This window comes from Pseudomonas sp. GW821-FHT07G06 (genome assembly GCF_058986625.1).
Genome location: NZ_JBYSVW010000032.1, coordinates 15,703 through 33,659, shown reverse-complemented (window position 1 = coordinate 33,659; position 17,957 = coordinate 15,703). Strand labels below are relative to the sequence as shown.

20 protein-coding genes are annotated in these 17,957 nt (G+C 56.5%); 6 read left to right on the top strand and 14 right to left on the bottom strand.

The annotated features are described in order from the left end of the window. Positions 1-87: 87 nt before the first annotated feature. From AC3WJW_RS29530 to AC3WJW_RS29515, 4 genes are all read right to left on the bottom strand, one after another. Positions 88-1,047 (bottom strand): AraC family transcriptional regulator, encoded by a 960-nt coding sequence (locus AC3WJW_RS29530; protein ID WP_493728481.1) that lies wholly within the window; start codon positions 1,045-1,047, stop codon positions 88-90. A 195-nt stretch (positions 1,048-1,242) separates the two neighbouring features. Next, complete coding sequence (gene catA, locus AC3WJW_RS29525; protein WP_493728480.1) at positions 1,243-2,172, bottom strand: catechol 1,2-dioxygenase; 930 nt, start codon at positions 2,170-2,172, stop codon at positions 1,243-1,245. Between the two features lie 55 nt (positions 2,173-2,227). Further along, a complete protein-coding gene (gene catC / locus AC3WJW_RS29520; protein WP_007978984.1) occupies positions 2,228-2,518 on the bottom strand; it encodes a muconolactone Delta-isomerase in 291 nt (96 codons plus the stop codon). Between the two features lie 10 nt (positions 2,519-2,528). After that, complete coding sequence (locus AC3WJW_RS29515; protein WP_493728479.1) at positions 2,529-3,668, bottom strand: muconate cycloisomerase family protein; 1,140 nt, start codon at positions 3,666-3,668, stop codon at positions 2,529-2,531. A 124-nt stretch (positions 3,669-3,792) separates the two neighbouring features. On the opposite strand from AC3WJW_RS29515, the gene AC3WJW_RS29510 reads away from it, so the two are divergent. Next, complete coding sequence (locus AC3WJW_RS29510) at positions 3,793-4,680, top strand: LysR family transcriptional regulator (RefSeq protein WP_493728478.1); 888 nt, start codon at positions 3,793-3,795, stop codon at positions 4,678-4,680. Positions 4,681-4,843: 163 nt separating this feature from the next. On the opposite strand, the gene AC3WJW_RS29505 is transcribed toward AC3WJW_RS29510, so the two are convergent. Beyond that, positions 4,844-5,083, bottom strand: coding sequence for a DUF1652 domain-containing protein (locus AC3WJW_RS29505; protein WP_493728477.1), 240 nt, complete (start codon positions 5,081-5,083; stop codon positions 4,844-4,846). A gap of 118 nt (positions 5,084-5,201) precedes the next feature. Then, positions 5,202-6,101 (bottom strand): polysaccharide deacetylase family protein, encoded by a 900-nt coding sequence (locus AC3WJW_RS29500; protein ID WP_493728476.1) that lies wholly within the window; start codon positions 6,099-6,101, stop codon positions 5,202-5,204. Between the two features lie 172 nt (positions 6,102-6,273). Between AC3WJW_RS29500 and AC3WJW_RS29495 the strand changes: the two genes are divergently transcribed. Next, positions 6,274-6,954 carry an SOS response-associated peptidase family protein gene (locus AC3WJW_RS29495; RefSeq protein WP_493728475.1) on the top strand — a complete coding sequence of 227 codons (681 nt, stop codon included), beginning with the start codon at positions 6,274-6,276 and terminating at the stop codon, positions 6,952-6,954. A gap of 173 nt (positions 6,955-7,127) precedes the next feature. Here the strand turns inward: AC3WJW_RS29495 and AC3WJW_RS29490 are convergent, their stop codons facing one another. The 3 genes from AC3WJW_RS29490 to AC3WJW_RS29480 all read right to left on the bottom strand — a co-directional run bounded on the left by AC3WJW_RS29490 (position 7,128) and on the right by AC3WJW_RS29480 (position 8,349). Then, positions 7,128-7,274, bottom strand: coding sequence for a hypothetical protein (locus AC3WJW_RS29490; RefSeq protein WP_007978995.1), 147 nt, complete (start codon positions 7,272-7,274; stop codon positions 7,128-7,130). 65 nt (positions 7,275-7,339) lie between these two features. Then, complete coding sequence (locus tag AC3WJW_RS29485) at positions 7,340-7,651, bottom strand: AzlD domain-containing protein (protein ID WP_015095729.1); 312 nt, start codon at positions 7,649-7,651, stop codon at positions 7,340-7,342. Continuing rightward, on the bottom strand, positions 7,651-8,349 hold the full coding sequence (locus tag AC3WJW_RS29480) for an AzlC family ABC transporter permease (protein ID WP_253427212.1): 699 nt from the start codon (positions 8,347-8,349) through the stop codon (positions 7,651-7,653). Before AC3WJW_RS29480 ends, AC3WJW_RS29485 begins: the two co-directional genes overlap by 1 nt. 169 nt (positions 8,350-8,518) lie before the next feature. Here AC3WJW_RS29480 and AC3WJW_RS29475 point away from each other — a divergent pair, with 169 nt between their 5' ends. The 4 genes from AC3WJW_RS29475 to AC3WJW_RS29460 all read left to right on the top strand — a co-directional run bounded on the left by AC3WJW_RS29475 (position 8,519) and on the right by AC3WJW_RS29460 (position 11,934). Beyond that, a complete protein-coding gene (locus tag AC3WJW_RS29475) occupies positions 8,519-9,454 on the top strand; it encodes a GGDEF domain-containing protein (RefSeq protein WP_493728474.1) in 936 nt (311 codons plus the stop codon). 286 nt (positions 9,455-9,740) lie between these two features. After that, positions 9,741-10,616, top strand: a complete 876-nt coding sequence (gene dapA, locus AC3WJW_RS29470; protein WP_493728473.1) for a 4-hydroxy-tetrahydrodipicolinate synthase — start codon at positions 9,741-9,743, stop codon at positions 10,614-10,616. A gap of 60 nt (positions 10,617-10,676) precedes the next feature. Further along, positions 10,677-11,042: a DUF2784 domain-containing protein gene (locus AC3WJW_RS29465; RefSeq protein ID WP_493728472.1), complete on the top strand. Its 366-nt coding sequence runs from the start codon at positions 10,677-10,679 to the stop codon at positions 11,040-11,042. Positions 11,043-11,232: 190 nt separating this feature from the next. Next, the gene (locus AC3WJW_RS29460) at positions 11,233-11,934 is read left to right on the top strand and encodes a LuxR C-terminal-related transcriptional regulator (protein WP_493728471.1); all 702 of its coding nucleotides are present in this window, start codon (positions 11,233-11,235) and stop codon (positions 11,932-11,934) included. Positions 11,935-11,996: 62 nt separating this feature from the next. On the opposite strand, the gene AC3WJW_RS29455 is transcribed toward AC3WJW_RS29460, so the two are convergent. From AC3WJW_RS29455 to AC3WJW_RS29435, 5 genes are read right to left on the bottom strand one after another with little or no spacing between them, the layout of a single operon-like run. Beyond that, positions 11,997-12,725, bottom strand: a complete 729-nt coding sequence (locus tag AC3WJW_RS29455; protein ID WP_493728470.1) for an SDR family NAD(P)-dependent oxidoreductase — start codon at positions 12,723-12,725, stop codon at positions 11,997-11,999. Continuing rightward, on the bottom strand, positions 12,706-14,394 hold the full coding sequence (locus tag AC3WJW_RS29450; RefSeq protein WP_493728469.1) for an FAD/NAD(P)-binding protein: 1,689 nt from the start codon (positions 14,392-14,394) through the stop codon (positions 12,706-12,708). The genes AC3WJW_RS29455 and AC3WJW_RS29450 overlap by 20 nt, the downstream gene beginning before the upstream one ends. 23 nt (positions 14,395-14,417) lie before the next feature. Then, positions 14,418-15,740, bottom strand: a complete 1,323-nt coding sequence (locus AC3WJW_RS29445; protein ID WP_493728468.1) for a DegT/DnrJ/EryC1/StrS family aminotransferase — start codon at positions 15,738-15,740, stop codon at positions 14,418-14,420. Positions 15,741-15,785: 45 nt separating this feature from the next. Next, entirely contained in the window at positions 15,786-16,532 is a 747-nt protein-coding gene (locus AC3WJW_RS29440; protein WP_493728467.1) for a radical SAM/SPASM domain-containing protein, read from the bottom strand. Positions 16,533-16,586: 54 nt separating this feature from the next. Beyond that, complete coding sequence (locus AC3WJW_RS29435) at positions 16,587-17,939, bottom strand: amidase family protein (RefSeq protein WP_493728466.1); 1,353 nt, start codon at positions 17,937-17,939, stop codon at positions 16,587-16,589. Positions 17,940-17,957: the final 18 nt, after the last annotated feature.

Sequence of the window (17,957 nt, the reverse complement as noted above, 5' to 3'; positions counted from 1 at the left end):
GCCGCAGGCTGCGATCTTTTGATCTTGATCTTTAAAACAAGATCAAAAGATCGCAGCCTGCGGCAGCTCCTACAGGGGGGCGTGATTTCAGTAGCGGCGTTTGAGGGTATCGGACGGTAGTTCGCCGAATTGTTTGCGGTAGCTGTCGGAGAACCGTCCCAGGTGCAGGAAGCCGTAGTCCATGGCCACTTCGGTGATGTTGCGCACGTTGCAGGTCGGGTCGCTGAGGCAGGCGTTGATGGACTCGAGGCGCTTGCGGCGGATGTAGTTCTTCGGCGTGTCACCGGCATTGCGTTCGAACAATCCATACAACGAACGCAAGCTCATGTGGGCCTGGCGCGCCAGTGCTTCGCTGTCGATGTCCTGCTTGAGGTTGTTGGCGATGTAATCGGCAATCGCTTCGAACGTGGCCGTCTGCGAGCCCGGATCGAGGCGGCTGACGTTGGTCTTCATCAGGCTGAGCATCTTGCTGACGATGATCTGCGTGTAATGCTCCTGCACCCTGGGGATCTGCTCGGTGGATTCGGCCTCCTGGCAGATCATCGCCAACAGGTTGACGAAGCCTTCCAGTTCATTGAGCTGATAACGGTTTTCCAGAAACCGCACGCCCTGCTCCGGATAGCGCCAGCGCTGCTCATCGCAGACCGATTCAAACAAGCGGGTCGGGACCTTGAGGATGAATTTTTCGCAATCGGCAGAGTACGTCAGGTCCACCGGATCGTCGGGGTTGATCAGCAGTAATTCGCCGGGGGCGAAGTAATGCTCCTGGCCGTGTCCGCGCCACAGGCAGTTGCCGCGCAGCAGCACTTGCAGGTGATAAATGCTGTCCAGCGCACCGGACGTCACGCGCACACTGGCACCGTAGCTGATGCGGCACAGGTCGAGGCTGGCGAACTTGCGATGGTCAAGGCTGGCCAGCGGGCTGCCGGCACGGGGCATGAGAATGCAGTGGTTACCGACGTGCTGATTGACGTAGCCCGACACTGCGTAAGGGTCCGCATGGTCGAACACCCGGCTGCGCTGACTCAACAGTTGCGCTTGCATCATCAGGTCACTCTCGTTGTTGTTATGAGTTGCGTCGGGGCATTCTAAGGCACTGCGTACGGCGATGTGTCAATGGACTGACCTGTGGAAGCCCCTTGTAGGAGCTGCCGCAGGCTGCGATCTTTTGACTTTGATTTTAAAAAAAACAAGATCAAAAGATCGCAGCCTTCGGCAGCTCCTACAGGGGGGCGCGGGTTGTCAGTCTTCCAGGGCGCGGACCCGTTCGTGGCGCTGCTGTTCTTCAGGCTGGGCCGAGGACTGCAGGGTGAAGTCGAAGTCGATTTCGGCAAAGCGACCGCTCACGCCATGGGCCGCCGCGCGCTGCTGATCATCGCTGAAGGTGATCTTGGCGATCAGTTCGTCGCGGGTGGCGTAGGCGAAATCGTCGTGCAGGTATTGATCACCGTCGAGGTTGATCTGGGTGGTCAGGTGGCGGTGATCCGGCGCGGAAATGAAGAAGTGCACGTGCGCCGGGCGCTGGCCATGACGGCCCAGTTGATCGAGCAGTTGCTGGGTCGGACCGTCCGGTGGGCAGCCATAACCCGACGGCACGATGCTGCGGAAACGGTAGCGGCCTTCGGCGTCGGTCACGATGCGGCGACGCAGGTTGAATTCCGACTGCGAGGCATCGAAGTACGAGTAGGTGCCGCCGGTGTTGGCGTGCCAGACGTCCACCACGGCCCCGGCCAAGGGTTCGCCGGCAGTGTTGAACACGCGGCCTTGCATGAACAGGGTCACGCCCGGATCGACGCCGTCATCCAGGCGCGCCTCACCCTCGGACAACGGCGCACCGGCCACGTACAGCGGGCCTTCGATGGTGCGCGGGGTGCCGCCGCTCTTGCCGGCCTGCTCGTCTTCGGCATCCATCAACAGGTCGAGGTAATGCTCCAGGCCAATACCGGCCACCAGCAACCCGGCTTCCTGGCGCGCGCCCAGCACGTTGAGGTAGTTGACGGCCTTCCAGAACTCTTCCGGGGTCACGGCCAGGTCTTCGATGATGTTCACCGAGTCACGCAGGATGCGGTAGACCAGCGCCTTGGTCCGTGGATTGCCGGCGTCGTTGAGCAGGCCGCTGGCTTCTTCGAGAAATTTCTGGACTTCGGCAGTGTGGGAAATCTTGACGTTCATTTTTCAGGGTTCCTCATCTTGTAATTATGGGCGTAGCGAGCTGAACAGGCGAGGCTCAGCGGTCATCGTCACGGATGGAAGAAGGATGCCGGCACATCGCGTCGATTTCGATGGCCATGTAGGGAAACAATGGCAATTGCATCAGCAGGTCATGCAGTTCCTGAACGCTGTCGACATCGAACACGCTGTAGTTGGCGTAGTGCCCGGCGATGCGCCACAGGTGACGCCACTTGCCCTGCTCTTGCAGGCGCTGGGCCAGGGCTTTTTCGTCAGCCTTGAGCCTGGCCGCCGCCTCCGGATTCATGTCGACCGGCAGGTTCACAGTCATTTTTACGTGAAACAGCATAATGCTCTCCTCAGGCTTGATGAGTGGTCTTGTCGCGACGGAAGAACGCCAGGCGCTCTTCATCCAGGCTCAGGCCCAGGCCCGGTGTTTTCGGCACGTGCAGTTCAAAATCGCGATATACCAGCGGCTCGCTGAGAATGTCTTCGGTCAGCAGCAGCGGGCCGAACAGTTCGGTGTCCCACGCCAGTTTGTTCAGGGTGACGAAGGCCTGGGCCGACGCCATCGTGCCCAGGCCGCCTTCGAGCATGGTGCCGCCGTACAGGGCGATGCCGGCCGCTTCGGCGATGCAGGCGGTACGCAACACGGCGCGCGGGCCGCCGTTCTTGGCGATCTTCAGGGCGAATACCGAGGCCGCGCCTTCGCGGGCCAGGTTGAACGCATCTTCCACGCACTCGATGGATTCGTCGGCCATGATCGGCGCCGGGCTCATGGCATTCAGGCGAGCCATGCCGGCGCGGTTGTTGCGCGAGATCGGCTGTTCGATCAGGTCGATGCCGTTGCTGCCGAGGATTCGGCAGGCACGTATCGCGACGGCTTCGTCCCACGCCTGGTTGACGTCGACACGCACGCTGGCGCGGTCACCCAGGGCTTTCTTGATGGCGATGACGTGGGCCAGGTCGCGGTTGACCTCGCCGGCACCGATCTTCAGCTTGAAGATGCGGTGGCGGCGCAGGTCGAGCATTTTTTCCGCTTCGGCGATGTCTTTTTCCGTGTCACCGCTGGCCAGGGTCCAGGCGACGGGGAGCGCATCACGCACGCGGCCACCGAGCAATTCACTGACCGGCAGGCCAAGGCGTTTGCCCTGGGCGTCGAGCAGCGCGGTTTCGATACCGGATTTGGCGAAGGTGTTGCCACGGATGCTGCGCTCCAGGCGCAACATGGCGGCATTGACGTTACCGCTGTCCTGGCCGATCAACAAGGGGGCGAAGTGCGTATCGATGTTGGTCTTGATGCTGTCCGGGCTTTCGTTGCCGTAGGCCAGGCCACCGATGGTGGTGGATTCGCCGATGCCTTCGATGCCGTCGGCGCAACGCACGCGGATGATCACCAGGGTCTGGTTCTGCATGGTGTGCATGGCCAGCTTGTGCGGGCGGATGGTCGGCAGATCGACGATGATCGTCTCGATCGACTCAATGGCGGTTGCAAGCATTTCGATACCCGTCAGGTTCTTGAAGTTCTGAGACGGATTCTCATACGGCTTTTTCCGGGCGGCCAATATAGAATTGGTCTGGCTTGATACCTTAAAGGTATTCAATTGAAAATCCGGAGGCCCCATGGAACTGCGTCACCTGCGTTACTTTCAGGTGCTGGCTCAAACCCTCAACTTCACCCGCGCCGCCGAGCGCCTGCACATCGCCCAACCGCCGTTGAGCCGGCAGATCCAGCAACTGGAGGACGAACTGGGGGTGATGTTGCTGGAGCGCGGCCGCCCGCTGAAGTTGACCGACGCCGGGCGGTTTTTCCATGAGCACTCCACCGCCCTGCTCGAACAACTGAACAAGGTCTGCGACAACACGCGGCGTATCGGCCTGGGTGAAAAGACCTGGCTGGGTATCGGCTTTGCACCCTCGACACTGTATGGCGTGCTGCCGGAACTGATCCGCCGGTTACGCAGTGGCGAACCGCTGGAGCTGGAATTGGGCCTGTCGGAAATGACCACCCTGCAGCAGGTGCAGGCATTGAAGGCCGGGCGCATCGACATCGGTTTTGGCCGGATCCGCATCGACGACCCGGCCATCGTCCAGACCGTGCTCACCGAAGACCGCCTGGTCGCCGCCCTGCCCGCCGGCCATCCGTTGCTCGCCAGGCCCATCAGCCTGCGGGAACTGGCCAGGGAACCCTTTGTGCTGTACCCCGGCAATCCACGACCGAGTTACGCCGACCATGTGATCGCCCTGTTTGAGTCCTACGGCGTAAGCATCCATGTCGCGCAGTGGACCAACGAACTGCAAACGGCGATCGGTCTGGTGGGGGCGGGAATCGGGGTCACGCTGGTGCCGGCCTCGGTGCAGTTGCTGCACCGCGACGACATCGGTTTCACACCCTTGCTGGAAGACAACGCGACCTCGCCGATCATCCTCAGCCGACGTGTGGGCGATGTTTCGCCGGGGTTGAACCACTGTTTGCGGATGATTGAGGAGCTGTTGCCGCCGGCGACTTGAGGCATTGAATACCTGTGGCGAGGGAGCTTGCTCCCGCTGGGCTGCGTAGCGGCCCCCAAAAGGTCATTACATTCATCTCAAAGAAACTGGTAACGGCTTTTAGGGCCGCTTCGCGCCCCAGCGGGAGCAAGCTCCCTCGCCACAGGACAGTGGTTACATTCGATCAGCCGGCAAACGCCCGGCGCCCTGCCTTCATCTCGGTACGCAACTCGCCGATAAAATCAGAGATGGCGCGCACGCTGGTCAGTTCGGCTGTCGAGACACCGCTGATCAGCAGCTCCACCCGCCCGGTGACGGGCTCGTAGACTTCGATGCGCAGCAGCCCGAGATTCTCGGTGCACTCGCACGACAGTGGCTCAAAACCGGACTCTACAATGTTGCAAAGAACTGAAATAGGAACCATGGCCGGTGCCTCGGCGACAGTAAATCGGATTGGATCCGTTTCAGAATAGATACACTTTCCGAATCTGCACAAGAAATCATTCGCAATTAGTGTTACCCAGCTCTCATTCCTGCTCGTTTTAACGGGCGTTCCCGCCCCAGATCCAGTTCCAGAACCCCGGCAACTCGACCGGCTGCGAGCCATCGCGCACGGTTCGCGCCATGGCCGCCCGTTGTAGCGCAGCCTGATCGTCGTAAAACGGCTTTTCCGCGGTTTTCACCCCGGTCTCCCGGGCGCTGTCGAGCAGAATCTGCAGGTATTCACGGGTATGCCGGGCGGTATAGCGATTGAGGTCGTGAAACGTCACTACGACCGGAATCACCCCGTCGACCACCGGCAATTCGCCACGAGCCATGCGTTCGCGCACTTCAGACATCGAGCGCAGCATGTGCGACCGGCGCCGGGGGCTGGCGTTGAAACCCCAGATCTTGCCGTCATTGGCGCTCAAGTCCGTGAGCAGCACGTGCAGGCCATGCTGCTGATAAGCGGCGAAGGTGCGCTGGTCGTAGTTCCAGAATGGCGGGCGCAGCAGGGTTGGGGGGGCGCCGGTGATCGCCGCGATGTCGGCGCTGCCATCGGTCAGGGCCTGTTCCAGTTCTTGCGGTTCCAGCGAGCGATGATTGGTGTGCCAGGGCGTTGCCGTGTGGAAGCCCAGAATGTGACCTTCGGCGTGTTCGCGCCGCATGATGTCCCGGCCCAATTCGCTGCCGCCGGCTCGCGGCGCGCGGGTTTGCACGAAGAACACGGCCTTGATCCCCGGCTGCAGCGGGTTTTGCGCCAGGCTCTCAAGCACCGTGACGGTCGGATTCCACCAGCTCGATGCACTGGGGCCGTCATCGAACGTCAGCAGAAAACGGATGGGCGGTTGCGCCTGCAAACGCTGTTCGGTCTGCGGCGTCAATGCAATGGGTGCGGCGATACAGCCCAGCAAGCCAACTGCCAGGGCGCACACCGTTAAACACTTGAACCACTGTTTCATCTTTTGCCTTGGGCCAGACCATCAGGATTGAAATACAAGTTGGCGGGAATCCTTCGCCCGAGACGCCGGGTCGAGGTTAGATAAGGTACACAGGCTTTGGTTCCGACGCTTGCCAAGCCTGTTTCGTCGCCACCTACTAAACTGAAAAAACGCTCAACCAGAGTGTCAGGCCATGTGCGGACGACTGTCGCAATACCGCGGGATTCACGACTTCGTGGCGGTGCTGAGCATCCCCGACGCGCTGGTCAATCACGTCGGCAACGAACCCCTGGCGCACTATAACGCCGCGCCCACCACGCAACTCGCCCTGCTGCACCTGGAGAACGAGCGGCTGCACGCCGACGCCGTGCGCTGGGGTTGGCGGCCGCACTGGGCAACGGATCGCTCAGAGCCGATCAATGCCCGGGTCGAGAAAGTCGCCCACGGTCCGTACTTCCGGGCCATCTGGCCGCATCGAGCGATCTGCCCGATCGATAACTGGTTTGAATGGGTCGACGCCGGTGACGGCAACAAGCAACCCTGGTTGATCCGGCGACGGGACCGGGCGCCGGCTTTCTGCGCGGCCATCGGCCAGTACCCCATCGGCGGAGCCCCGCACAGGGAGCACGACGGCTTCGTGATCCTCACGGCGGACAGCGCAGGCGGCCTGCTTGACGTGCATGACCGGCGGCCGGTGGTGTTCTCGCCCGAGCTGGCGCGGGAATGGCTGGACCCGGCCACGCCCAAGGAAAGAGCCGAGGAAATGGCGTTTTCCCAAGGCGAGATCAGTGACGTATTTGAGTGGTACAAGGTGGACAAGGCCGTCGGCAATGTCAGGAACCAGGGCGCTGCGCTGATCAAGGAAGTTCCTTGAATCTGTCGGTAACGACAAAGCCCCACTGAATGGAAAGGAAATTGTAGGAGCGAGCTTGCTCGCGATGGTCGTTAACGATAACGCGTGTTTACTGGCTAAACGCGGCGCTCTTGAGCCCATCGCGAGCAAGCTCGCTCCTACAATGGCGGGGCTTTGTTGTATTCGCGTGCCGGTCAAAACTTGCGGTCAGGCTCTGACAGTTCCGTACCGTCGTCAGGATGCTTCCAGTCCGGTACCGAACGCTTCTGCTGCTCAATCTCTTCTTCCGTGGGTTCGTCCACGTCTTCTTCCGGGTCCGGACGCTTGGGTTCATTGGCCATGTTCACCTCTCTTCCTGAAGGGATCGGTCATCCCCTTTAAGCTTAGATCAGTTCCCCTGCTCCGCTCAGAGCCACCAGCGCAGCAAAAAGAAAAAGCCCATGCTCAACAGCATGCTGAGCAACGTATTGCGCGTGTAAAGCACCAGCCCCACCGCCACCAGCGAGCTGATCAGATAGGGGTTGTCCCAGTGCAGGTTCAGCTGTTTTTCCGGCATGAACACAATGGGCCCACAGATAGCCGTCAACATGCCCGGTACGGCAAACCCGAGGAATTGCCGGGCATTGCTGCTCAGGCGCACCGGCAGGCGCGGTTCGAGAAAAACGTAGCGGTTGAGGAACACCAACACGCCCATTCCGACAATCACAGCCCAGACCATCATGTGCGTCCACCGTAGAATTTATTGCAGACAAACCCGGCGGTCATCCCCGCCAGCCCCGACAGCACCAGCGCTGAACCCCATTGCCAGTAGCTGAACAGCACCGAGCAAAACAGCGACACTGCCACACACACCACGGTCGGCACGTTGCGTACCACCGGGGTGATCAGGGCAATGAAGGTGGCCGCGATGGAGAAATCCAGGCCCAGGTGTTCAAGGCCCGGAATGCTGCTGCCGAGCACAATGCCCGCCAGGGTGAAGAGGTTCCAGGCGATGTAGAACGTCAGGCCCACGCCCAGGGCGTACCAGCGGTTGAATTGCTGCTTGTCGTGCTGGCTGGTCAGGGCGAACAGCTCATCGGTGAGCAAGAAACCCAGGCCTGCACGCCAGCGCCCCGGCAATGGCGAAATCACCGAACGCATGCTCATCCCGTAAAGCAAATGCTGGGAGGTCAGCAACAGCGTGGTGAGCAGGATCGAAAAGATCCCGGCACCGCCCTTGAGCATGCCAATGGCCACCAGTTGCGCCGCACCGGCAAACACAATGCTCGACAGGCCCTGGCCTTGCAGGGGCGTGAGGTTGGCTTCGATGGCCATGGAACCGGCCAGCAAGCCCCAGGGCGCGGTGGCCAGGGACAGCGGCATGATCGCCGCAGCCCCGCGCAGAAAGGCGCTGCGCGGCATGAGTGAGTTGGACATGACAGTCTACAGACAGGGAAAGACCTGAGACTTTGCCAGCTGTGGCGGCCAATGGCTTGAACAATCTTGCTCACTCAGACGCCTGCGTGCCATTCATCGGCTGCCCGCTTGATTCGCCTCGGTGGTAGCAACATGATGGCCCTGCATTTTTCATCGAGGCAGGTCCTTCATGAGTTCAGCCGAAACCGACAGCGACGTTTACAAAACCCTGCTTGAGTCGACCAAAGCCATTCCCTGGCGCATCGACTGGAAAACCATGACCTTCAGCTACATCGGGCCACAGATCGAAGAACTGTTGGGCTGGAAGCAGCACAGCTGGGCTTCGGTCAATGACTGGGTCGAGCGCATGCACCCGGATGACCGCGACTACGTGATGGACTTCTGTGTCTCGCAATCGCGGGCTGGCATCGATCACGAGGCCGACTATCGCGCCCTGACCGACAGCGGCGAGTACGTGTGGATCCGCGATGTGGTGCACGTGGTGCGCAAGGACGGCGAAGTCGAGGCGCTGGTGGGGTTCATGTTCGATATCAGCGAGCGCAAGAAAACCGAAGAACACCTGATTCGCCTGCAAAAGCAGCTCGAAGAGTATTCCTTCCAGGACGGCCTGACCGGCATCGCCAACCGCCGCATGTTCGATACCGTGCTGGAGCGCGAGTGGAACTCGGCCCAGCGTACCGGCTTGCCGTTGTCGGTGATGGTGCTGGATATCGATTATTTCAAGCAGTTCAACGACCACTACGGCCACATCAAGGGCGACGAATGCCTGCGCCGCGTCGCGCAAACCTTGTCGCTGGCGGCGAACCGGCCACGGGATTTCATCGCCCGGATCGGCGGTGAAGAGTTCGTCTGGCTGCTGCCGGAAACCGATGCCGAATCCGCACGGCTGGTGGCGCACAAGTGCCTGCACCTGATTCGCCAGCAGCAGATCCCCCATGAATTCTCGAATGTGTCGAAGCTGCTGAGTATCAGCCTCGGCGTCGGCACCACCCTGGCATCGATGCATGCAACGGCCCTGGAGTTCGTCGAGCAGGTCGATCATTTGCTCTACAAGGCCAAGCACAATGGCCGGATGCGCGCCGAGTTCGCTGATTTTCGTGATTGACAAAAGGCGCGCCGGCTTTTAAAACTGGGCGCCTCACTCAGGGTGTAAGCAAGTATGTCCGCAACCTTCAACCTCAACACTTCCGTCATTGGCTTGATTGCCAAGGCGCAAGGTTGCGTTGCGCACGCCCTCAAATCGAAGAAACAGTCGCTCATGTGACCGGGGCGCGCTGTCCCGTCAGATGAGCTGACAGGACATTGAGCGCGACGGACCACACGCCCCTTGCTTACTCTCCTTTCATGCCCCTGACGGTGACGAAATCGGTCAACCATCAGGAGAAAAAAGCATGTCAGCGTTTCAGGGTATCTGGGTTCCACTGGTCACACCCTTCCACAACGGCGCCATCGATTTCGTCGGCTTGCGCCGTCTGGTCAGCCATCTGCTGGAAAAAGGTGTCGACGGCCTTATCGTTTGCGGCACCACCGGCGAGCCGGCGGCGATGGGCAAACATGAGCAACTGGCCGTGCTTGATGCGGTGCTGGAGCTGGTGCCGGCGCAACGAGTGGTCATGGGCCTGGCCGGCAACAACCTGACCGAGTTGTTGCAGTTCCAGAGCGAGATCCTCAAGCGCCAGGTGGCGGGCCTGCTGGTGCCGGCGCCGTATTACATCCGCCCGTCCCAGGCCGGCCTCGAAGGGTTTTTCCGCACGGTCGCCGATGCCTCCAGCGTGCCACTGATTCTCTACGACATCCCCTACCGTACCGGTGTGGCCTTCGAACAGGCGACCCTGCTCAACATCGTCGCCCACGAGCGGATCGTCGCGATCAAGGATTGCGGCGGTAACTTTTCCAACACCCTCGCCTTGCTCGATAGCGGCCAGGTCGATGTGCTGTGCGGCGAAGACAACCAGATCTTCAATGCCCTGTGCCTGGGCGCCAAAGGCGCGATTGCCGCGTCGGCGCATGTCCATCCGGAACTGTTCGTGCAGTTGCACCGGCAGATCCGCGACAACCAATTGGCTGAAGGTCGTGCCACGTTTTTCCGTTTGCTGCCGCTGATCAACAGCCTGTTCCTGGAACCCAACCCGGCCCCGGTGAAAACCGCGCTGGCCCTGCAAGGCTTGATCGGAGACGAACTGCGCGCACCGATGCAATGCAGCAGCGAATCAATGACCGCACGTTTGAAAGGCGTGCTCAGGACATTGGATCGCGACAATCGATAGAGCGTCGGCCTGCGGCCCGAGTACCATGGAGCGATTCGTTCAGCCTTCAGGGGCACCGACATGCTGTACCGAATCGCCGCCGACGGGCTGATGCTGTTTCACCTGTCGTTCATTGTGTTTGTCGTGTTCGGCGGGCTGCTGATACTCAAATGGCGCCACCTGATCTGGTGGCATCCGCCCGCTGCGCTGTGGGGGATGGCGGTGGAATTCTTCCACCTGCCCTGCCCGCTGACCGACTGGGAAAACCGCATGCGCCATGGAGCCGGGCAAACCGGTTATGGCGGTGGGTTCATCGAGCATTACATTTGGCCGGTGATTTACCCGGCGGGCCTGACGCCCGGCATTCAGCTGGGTTTGGGCAGCGTGGTGTTGGTGATCAATGTGTTGGTCTATCTTCGATTGATCAGGCAGTGGAAGTGCCTCTGAAAGATCGCAGTCTGCGGCAACTCCTTTTCCAAGCAAAGAGTTGAATCGGGCGAATAATTTGTAGGAACTGACTCACTCGATAAATGGAAAAGGAGCTGAAAACGCAGGAACAATCTGACTTAACAACCCATCTACAATCGTCAATAGTACCCCCCTTATTACGGAAAATTTAAACTGCAAAGGGGGCATCATGAATCGTACCGATCTACTCTCCCTAGAAAATCATATTCACGCGATCATATCGCAGAGCGAAACAGTCGAAAGCTTATGGGTCACATGCTTTAATATAATAAAAGAAATGAAGTTTGACTATTTCTCCTATCACATCCAGCATCCGACCCCTTTTACAAACCCTAGAATGCATACTTATGGAAACTACCCACTTAACGCGTCAAGCTTACTTACTAGGAAAAGCCCTAAAAGAAGCTCAGGACATTTTAAAATCACGCCAGAACAGTTAACCATTTTCAATCAAGCACAAAACCCTGAAACCCCACACACGATAAAAATAAATGATTCGATTTTCTTCATAGCTCAATCCACTCAAAAACCAGAAGGAATAGTAGAGCATTTTTTCTTAGCAAGAACACATTATGAAATTGACCATCATGAGTTAAAAACATCACACGCACTAATGAAAACCATTGCAAAAGAAGCTTACAGAAAACTATTTAATTCAAACAACAGCACTTCACAGACTATATTTTTATCACCCAGAGAGAAAGAAATACTGCTCTGGGGCGCAGACGGAAAAACCTCAGAAGAAATAGCAATAATTCTCGGCTTATCGCAAGACGCAATAAATTTTCATCACAAGAAAATACAAAAAAAGTTAAATACGACCAACCGAGCACAAACCATTGCCCATGCAATAGTTAAAGGCTACATATAGGACACAAGACACCGGACAAATAGCACAAAAAAACAACAAACAAGGCCCGACTTGTCAGACTATCAATGAATGGTAGCTCCGGCACTCAAGTTCAATATCGTTCCAGTCATTGCGGTGCATTGCTCAAGAAAAAACACGGCCTGTGCAACCTCTTCAGGCTTTACCCAGCGCTTGAGTGCATTATTTTTTTCGACGAGCGCGATCAACTCCGTCACATCAATGCCCGTTTTGGTCGATCTTGTTTGCAGGCTCTTTTCTTCTCCGGGTGTCATGACATCACCAGGAGCAATGCAGTTGATCCTGATCGTCTGGCCACACTCCCAAGCCAAGGGCCCAATGATGGCGTGCAATGCGCCTTTGGCAGCAGTGTAAAGGGTGTTGCCTGTATGCTTTGCACCTGGCAAAGCCGCCTGTGAGCCGATAAAAATGATATGTCCTTCCCTCTGCTCCTCCTGCCAACGGCGTATTGCCAGTCGTGCCAATAAGATAGGACTGAATACATTCAGCGCAAAGATCGTCTGCAGCCCGGGTAACCGAGAATTGACGAACTCATCATCAACGCAGCCCCCCGCATTTAAAACGAGCAGATCGGGTATGCCTTTGATTTTTTCAGCCGCTTGCCAAACCTGTTCGATTTTTTTTGGTCGATAAAGATCGCAGACAACATCACCGCCACCCCGCTGCAAGGTAACAACTGCATATCCTGCCTCCCTGAGCAAGTCAGCAATAGCCCGACCTATGCCGTAGCTGGCGCCCGTCACCCATGCAGTTTTACTTTCCAGCGCCTTCATCGGCCGTCTCCTTGTCATACCCTAATACAGCAGAAGCGATTCTCTGCGCTTCAACGAAAGGTGTGGACTTGCCATCTATCGTAGGGACGTACCAGTTGTAGTAGGTGCTGCCTTCGCTCATGACCCCTGTGATGAACAAATGCTCTTGTGCCACGCCATACGACGATACGGCTTTTGATTCAGCATTCACCGCAACCCCGGGGGTCGCGAGCCAATCAGTGTGACGTACATGAATACGCCCGCCGCCAACCAGTGCGTCCAGCAACTCAGATGTGTTTTTCGTCAACGTCGGTTGAGAGGTGTAGCCTTGCAAAAGTAGGTCGAGATCAAAGGATACCGGGGTATCAAATACGGTTGACTGCACATGCCAGCAGTGTTTTTTTGGTACCCATTGCAACTCGGGAGCAGGGCCAAGTGGCGTTGAAAGAATCCCCGCATCGATCAACATTAACAGCTCTTGCTGGCGGTGATACTGCGGGCCTATTGCATTGCGATTAATTGCAGACGCAAAGTGGTTGTAAAACCAACTATGGGAGGATGGCGTCAACCCCCCGTAATTCACAGCAGTCCTGATGGCATCCCGTGCGTTCATCAAGACTTCAACTGCACGCTTCACCGCGCTTCCTGACAGCCCCAGATGAGCCTCGTACAGGTCTTGTTTTACGAACTCGACGACCGCGGCACTGTATTCTTGGCTGTTTTTTTGCGACATCTCAGGCCAAAGCAAGCCATTCATCAACTTCATGGCGGCCTTCGTCGGCACCTCCCGGTCCAGCATGGCTTGTGCAACATCCTGGGCGAGGAGCGGATAAATTTCCGTCATGAAGTTGATCGCTGCCTGCCCTCGTCGCTCGCGCAACGCCGAAGCGGCTTGCTCATTGAAGTGGAGCGTCGGAGCAAAGGCAGCGCAACCATCATCAACAGGGCGTGCCCGTGAGGGCAGCCCACTACGAGAGAAAAGGATGATATTGGGTTCGTCACCTGACGGTTTATAGACACCATCGGCAAAAACACCTCCCCTGCCCCGGGTCAATTCAGCAATAGCATCCATGGCCGTCAAACCAAAACCTTGTATCCCGACAGTGCCACCTGCTGGGATACTCAGGCTACTGAGCTCAGCAGTGTAGATATCAGCGATAATCTCTTGGCTGTTGGGCACGGGTAGCGTATGACCGATAGCAACCACTACATAGTCGCTGACAATTTTGCGCTGCGTAAGCAAACAGGTGACTTCTTTCTGCCCGGCTTGTTCTACATCGATAGCCTCGTCATCGATATATTCCACTTGGCAATTCAATGGACAACGTTCCAACAAGCGCTGATACAGCTCATGGCAGTAAGCTCCAAACAGGCGTCTGGGTACGTAAGTGCCGGCACTGGCCGCAATCCCTTTTTGATTCAGCCAGGGCAGGAAATCCGCAAACGTGCCTTTAAGCAATGATGGCTGAAACTCCCCCCCGGGTATCAGGCTCAACAAGCCTGCCACTGTATTCAGAAGAAACCTGTCGGAGAGGGACTGCCTATGAACACCCTGCCCCGGCATGCCTTTGTTAACGACAACGATCTGTACCTGGAGCTCCAGCTGTTGCGCAGCCAGCGACAAAATACGCTCCAGCACGCAAAGACCTCGAGGACCGAGCCCGATAATGGTGACACTCACGGTTTTCATGGCATGTGACCTTATGAATGACATTAAAACGCGTCGGATGTCGGTGCTTGGCGAGCGGAGAAAACCTTATGCGGCTGAGCAACCAGTACTCTCAAGGCCTGGGCAATTTTTTGCGCAGCGCCGGCACCTCCGAGCAAAACCCAGTTTGGTAGCGTGATGTGATGACGCCTAACTGATTCAGCTTGGGGTAGTTGGTAACCCGTCGGCTCGAAATCCCCCTTATTGCTAAAGTTCTTTATTCTCGGGCTCGAGAGTGGGTTGTACAGCGTGAACTTATTCATCGGCTGATATAGCGGGCTGACTTGAACATTCAACTCTTCGGTCATGGCTAGGGCCAAGGCGTCTATCGTGCATCCAGGGAAGTACTTTTCGAGTCCTACTTTCATTACCAGGTTGTAATAGGTACACCGTGTATTACGTGGATCACGCCGCAAGAAGGTGACTACGTCCTCCTCACCTTCGAACAGAGCCTCCAGGGTCTCTGCGCACTCTTCACGTTGCGCATTCTGCCGATCCAGGTGCTGCAGTCGGTCGAGCAATATGGCGGATTGAAATTCCGTCAGGCAAAAATTCTGCCCTTGCACCGCTCCTCGCTCTACCAGTTCCAAACGTCTCTCTTCAGGCGCCCCCGAAAACAGCCGACCGTCGGCCCTCAGTTGCTCAAGTTTCTCCGCCAGTACCGGATCCGATGTCACAACGGCTCCCCCTTCTCCAGAGGTCAGTACCTTGGCTTGTTGCATGCTGAAACATCCCAGGGCGCCGAATGCCCCTACCTTGCGGCCACGCCACATTGCCCCGTGTGCCTGCGAGCAATCCTCAATCAGCGGGATTTTGTAGCGGTCGCTGATGTCCAGGAACGAGTCGAGATCCGCCGTTCGGCAGTAGGCATGTACAAGCAAGATCGCCTTTGTTTTCGCGTTTATCCGTGCTTCGGCCGCTTGCGGTGACATCGCCATGGACTCGGGATCAATATCAACCAGCACCGGGACAGCGCCCACGCTGCAGGTTGCGGAAGCGCAGGCCACCCACGTCAAACCGGGGACCAATACTTCGTCGCCCGCCCCTACACCCAATGCCAGCAGGGAAATCGTCAGCGCAGAGGTTCCGCTAGTAACAGGTGTGCAATACCGGGTACCGCAGTACTCGGCAAAAGCTCTTGCAAATCGACGCTCATAGGTCTCTCGGCCGCTATAAGCCCCGCTTATCGTCCACCGTGTCGACTCCAGCACCTCAGTCATGACTTTCAAAGTACCGCTATCGTGGGACGGCCACTTCGGCCAAGCGTTCGTTGTCACAGGCGTGTTGGAGCTAATTGAAGTTGTTGTATCGGTAGTATGAATATTCATGACCCTTTCCTGATGACGGCTTATAGCCTGATTAAAAGAACTGGCTTAAGAAATGAGATCCCAAAAAGGTTCAGAGCGATCGGACTTTCCAAGTGTGGTATGGGCACGATTGGTACAGTGGGTACACATCTCGCAAGCACCTTTACGATTGCCGATTTCCAGCGCTCCTCGAATACGCGAGTAGTCATCACTATTCCAGATCTCGGCAATGGACTGGTTACATATATTGCCCATGACATGGCTTCGATAAGCATCCTCGTAACACAGAACAACATCTCCAGTGATCGTGACGATCAACATTTCCGTAGGTGCAAAACACCGTTGAGAGATATCCAGATCCGTAGCCTTTGGCAGCTCCGCCATTTTTCCACCACGATTGGTCAGCACCAGATCGTCTGAGAACTGGACAACTTGTTTGGGCCTGGGTGGGTGGGATTTTCCGCTATGGGAAGTGATAACAATCATTTGCATGCCGGCATCGACCAGCGAGTCATAGCGCTGCTGAGTAAGAAGATCCCCGTTTGTAAATAGTACAGGACGGCACTTTGGAACCGCTCGCAAAATACGTTTAACGATATCCTCCAAACCTTTATGTATTAACGGCTCATTATAAAAATGAAAGGAGATCCTTCCGTCGAAGTCTATTTCCGCCAGCCGAAAAATAAACGACGACAGCACGTTTTCCTGAATTAATCTGGGTACCTGAGGGAAAGGCATAATCGACACAGGGCAATAGCTGCATTTTCGATTACACCGCGAATTGATTTCTAATTCAACGTTCAAAAGTCTCATAAAACCTCGCTTCGCAACTTTCAAATGACAGGACTTATTATTCCTGGCGGTGCTTCATCCATTGACGATGGTTTCGATAGTGCGGCAGATTGCCAATGCATGCTTATGGTCAATAACAGGGGAGCACAACATTTCAATACCGACCGGCAATGCGTCCGGGCTCATCACGGAGAAATTCATTGCAATTGTTTGCGCACAACTGGAGACCGAAACATGGCGGATCAGCGCAAAATGATCAGTTGGAAATTCATTTCGAATTCTTATCGCAGGTGCTGTTATTCCGACAGTGGGATGTATCAGCACTTGGCACTTACTTCTATTGAAATAGTCGACAACGTCTTGCTTTATTTCCCCCGCAACGATCTGAGCGCGCTCATACGCGCGTTGGCTTGGCCTGCCTGGTGGAAAAGCCAGCGCCCGGATTTTATTGGCTGCAGAGGTATCACTATTCTCAAGTAGTTCTTCCAGTGTCTTCGGCCCCTGTGATCGAGAGCCAAGATAACTATTAAACGCTTCTAACAATTCATGGTTGACGATCGTTGATAATGCATGGGCTGCCAACCCGAATGAGGCTGGCACCTCTTGCATGACAATGTGAGCCCCTGCAGCGGAAAGTTTAAATATTGCCTCGTGCATGCTCTCTTCAACACTCGGCGTCAATGCCGTAAGAGAAAAATTTGCCGCAACGGCAATTTGCAAATCGATAGGCTCTACGGCGGGTAACTCTTCGTACTCATGGATGAGACTGTCCAGCAACGAAATTTCGTCAAGGGTATTGGCGATCAGCCCTAACTGATCGTAACCGGAGGACGTCAGTGGACAAACTCCATCTGTGGTAATCCCCGGGCGAGGCGCTCGATAAGCAGAAACGCCACAGAACGCCGCCGGTATACGTAAAGAACCCACTGTATCTTCGCCGACAGCGAAATAGGCTGCACCACCCGCTATTCCTGCTGCGCATCCGCCGCTGCTTCCACCCGGAGAGTGATGAGGGTACACAGGATTAACCACCTGCCCGAAGTAGGGGTTATCGGATGACCAGCCATAGCTCATTTCATCCAGATTAGATTTGCCGATACAAATGGCACCCAGGGATCTCAAGCGGGCAACCAGTGAATTATCAGTTAATGGATAATTTTTGTTCAGGCCTAGAGTGCCGTTAGTTGTCGGAAACCCAGCCACATCAATGCTATCTTTGACAATATAACTTATGCCGGAAAGTATTCCGCCCCGCCCCCTCAAAAATGTATGACTAGGAAAGTCACTTTTCGGAGCAATAGGAATCCGACTGACAAAGACATGATAGTTATCCGCCCAGTCGATCTCTTTATAAAGCAGATGCGCCCCATCCATTCCGATTGACGCTGACTGTTCCAAAGCCTGGCGCAGCACTTTCTTACTAAGCATCTGTTACACCTTCTGATA

Excerpts from the sequence above, each read along its gene's own strand:
- AC3WJW_RS29530 (WP_493728481.1), bottom strand. The coding sequence starts at position 1,047 with ATGATGCAAGCGCAACTGTTGAGTCAGCGCAGCCGGGTGTTCGACCAT.
- catA (WP_493728480.1), bottom strand. The coding sequence starts at position 2,172 with ATGAACGTCAAGATTTCCCACACTGCCGAAGTCCAGAAATTTCTCGAA.
- catC (WP_007978984.1), bottom strand. The coding sequence starts at position 2,518 with ATGCTGTTTCACGTAAAAATGACTGTGAACCTGCCGGTCGACATGAAT.
- AC3WJW_RS29515 (WP_493728479.1), bottom strand. The coding sequence starts at position 3,668 with ATGCTTGCAACCGCCATTGAGTCGATCGAGACGATCATCGTCGATCTG.
- AC3WJW_RS29510 (WP_493728478.1), top strand. The coding sequence starts at position 3,793 with ATGGAACTGCGTCACCTGCGTTACTTTCAGGTGCTGGCTCAAACCCTC.
- AC3WJW_RS29505 (WP_493728477.1), bottom strand. The coding sequence starts at position 5,083 with ATGGTTCCTATTTCAGTTCTTTGCAACATTGTAGAGTCCGGTTTTGAG.
- AC3WJW_RS29500 (WP_493728476.1), bottom strand. The coding sequence starts at position 6,101 with ATGAAACAGTGGTTCAAGTGTTTAACGGTGTGCGCCCTGGCAGTTGGC.
- AC3WJW_RS29495 (WP_493728475.1), top strand. The coding sequence starts at position 6,274 with ATGTGCGGACGACTGTCGCAATACCGCGGGATTCACGACTTCGTGGCG.
- AC3WJW_RS29490 (WP_007978995.1), bottom strand. The coding sequence starts at position 7,274 with ATGGCCAATGAACCCAAGCGTCCGGACCCGGAAGAAGACGTGGACGAA.
- AC3WJW_RS29485 (WP_015095729.1), bottom strand. The coding sequence starts at position 7,651 with ATGGTCTGGGCTGTGATTGTCGGAATGGGCGTGTTGGTGTTCCTCAAC.
- AC3WJW_RS29480 (WP_253427212.1), bottom strand. The coding sequence starts at position 8,349 with ATGTCCAACTCACTCATGCCGCGCAGCGCCTTTCTGCGCGGGGCTGCG.
- AC3WJW_RS29475 (WP_493728474.1), top strand. The coding sequence starts at position 8,519 with ATGAGTTCAGCCGAAACCGACAGCGACGTTTACAAAACCCTGCTTGAG.
- dapA (WP_493728473.1), top strand. The coding sequence starts at position 9,741 with ATGTCAGCGTTTCAGGGTATCTGGGTTCCACTGGTCACACCCTTCCAC.
- AC3WJW_RS29465 (WP_493728472.1), top strand. The coding sequence starts at position 10,677 with ATGCTGTACCGAATCGCCGCCGACGGGCTGATGCTGTTTCACCTGTCG.
- AC3WJW_RS29460 (WP_493728471.1), top strand. The coding sequence starts at position 11,233 with ATGAATCGTACCGATCTACTCTCCCTAGAAAATCATATTCACGCGATC.
- AC3WJW_RS29455 (WP_493728470.1), bottom strand. The coding sequence starts at position 12,725 with ATGAAGGCGCTGGAAAGTAAAACTGCATGGGTGACGGGCGCCAGCTAC.
- AC3WJW_RS29450 (WP_493728469.1), bottom strand. The coding sequence starts at position 14,394 with ATGAAAACCGTGAGTGTCACCATTATCGGGCTCGGTCCTCGAGGTCTT.
- AC3WJW_RS29445 (WP_493728468.1), bottom strand. The coding sequence starts at position 15,740 with ATGAATATTCATACTACCGATACAACAACTTCAATTAGCTCCAACACG.
- AC3WJW_RS29440 (WP_493728467.1), bottom strand. The coding sequence starts at position 16,532 with ATGAGACTTTTGAACGTTGAATTAGAAATCAATTCGCGGTGTAATCGA.
- AC3WJW_RS29435 (WP_493728466.1), bottom strand. The coding sequence starts at position 17,939 with ATGCTTAGTAAGAAAGTGCTGCGCCAGGCTTTGGAACAGTCAGCGTCA.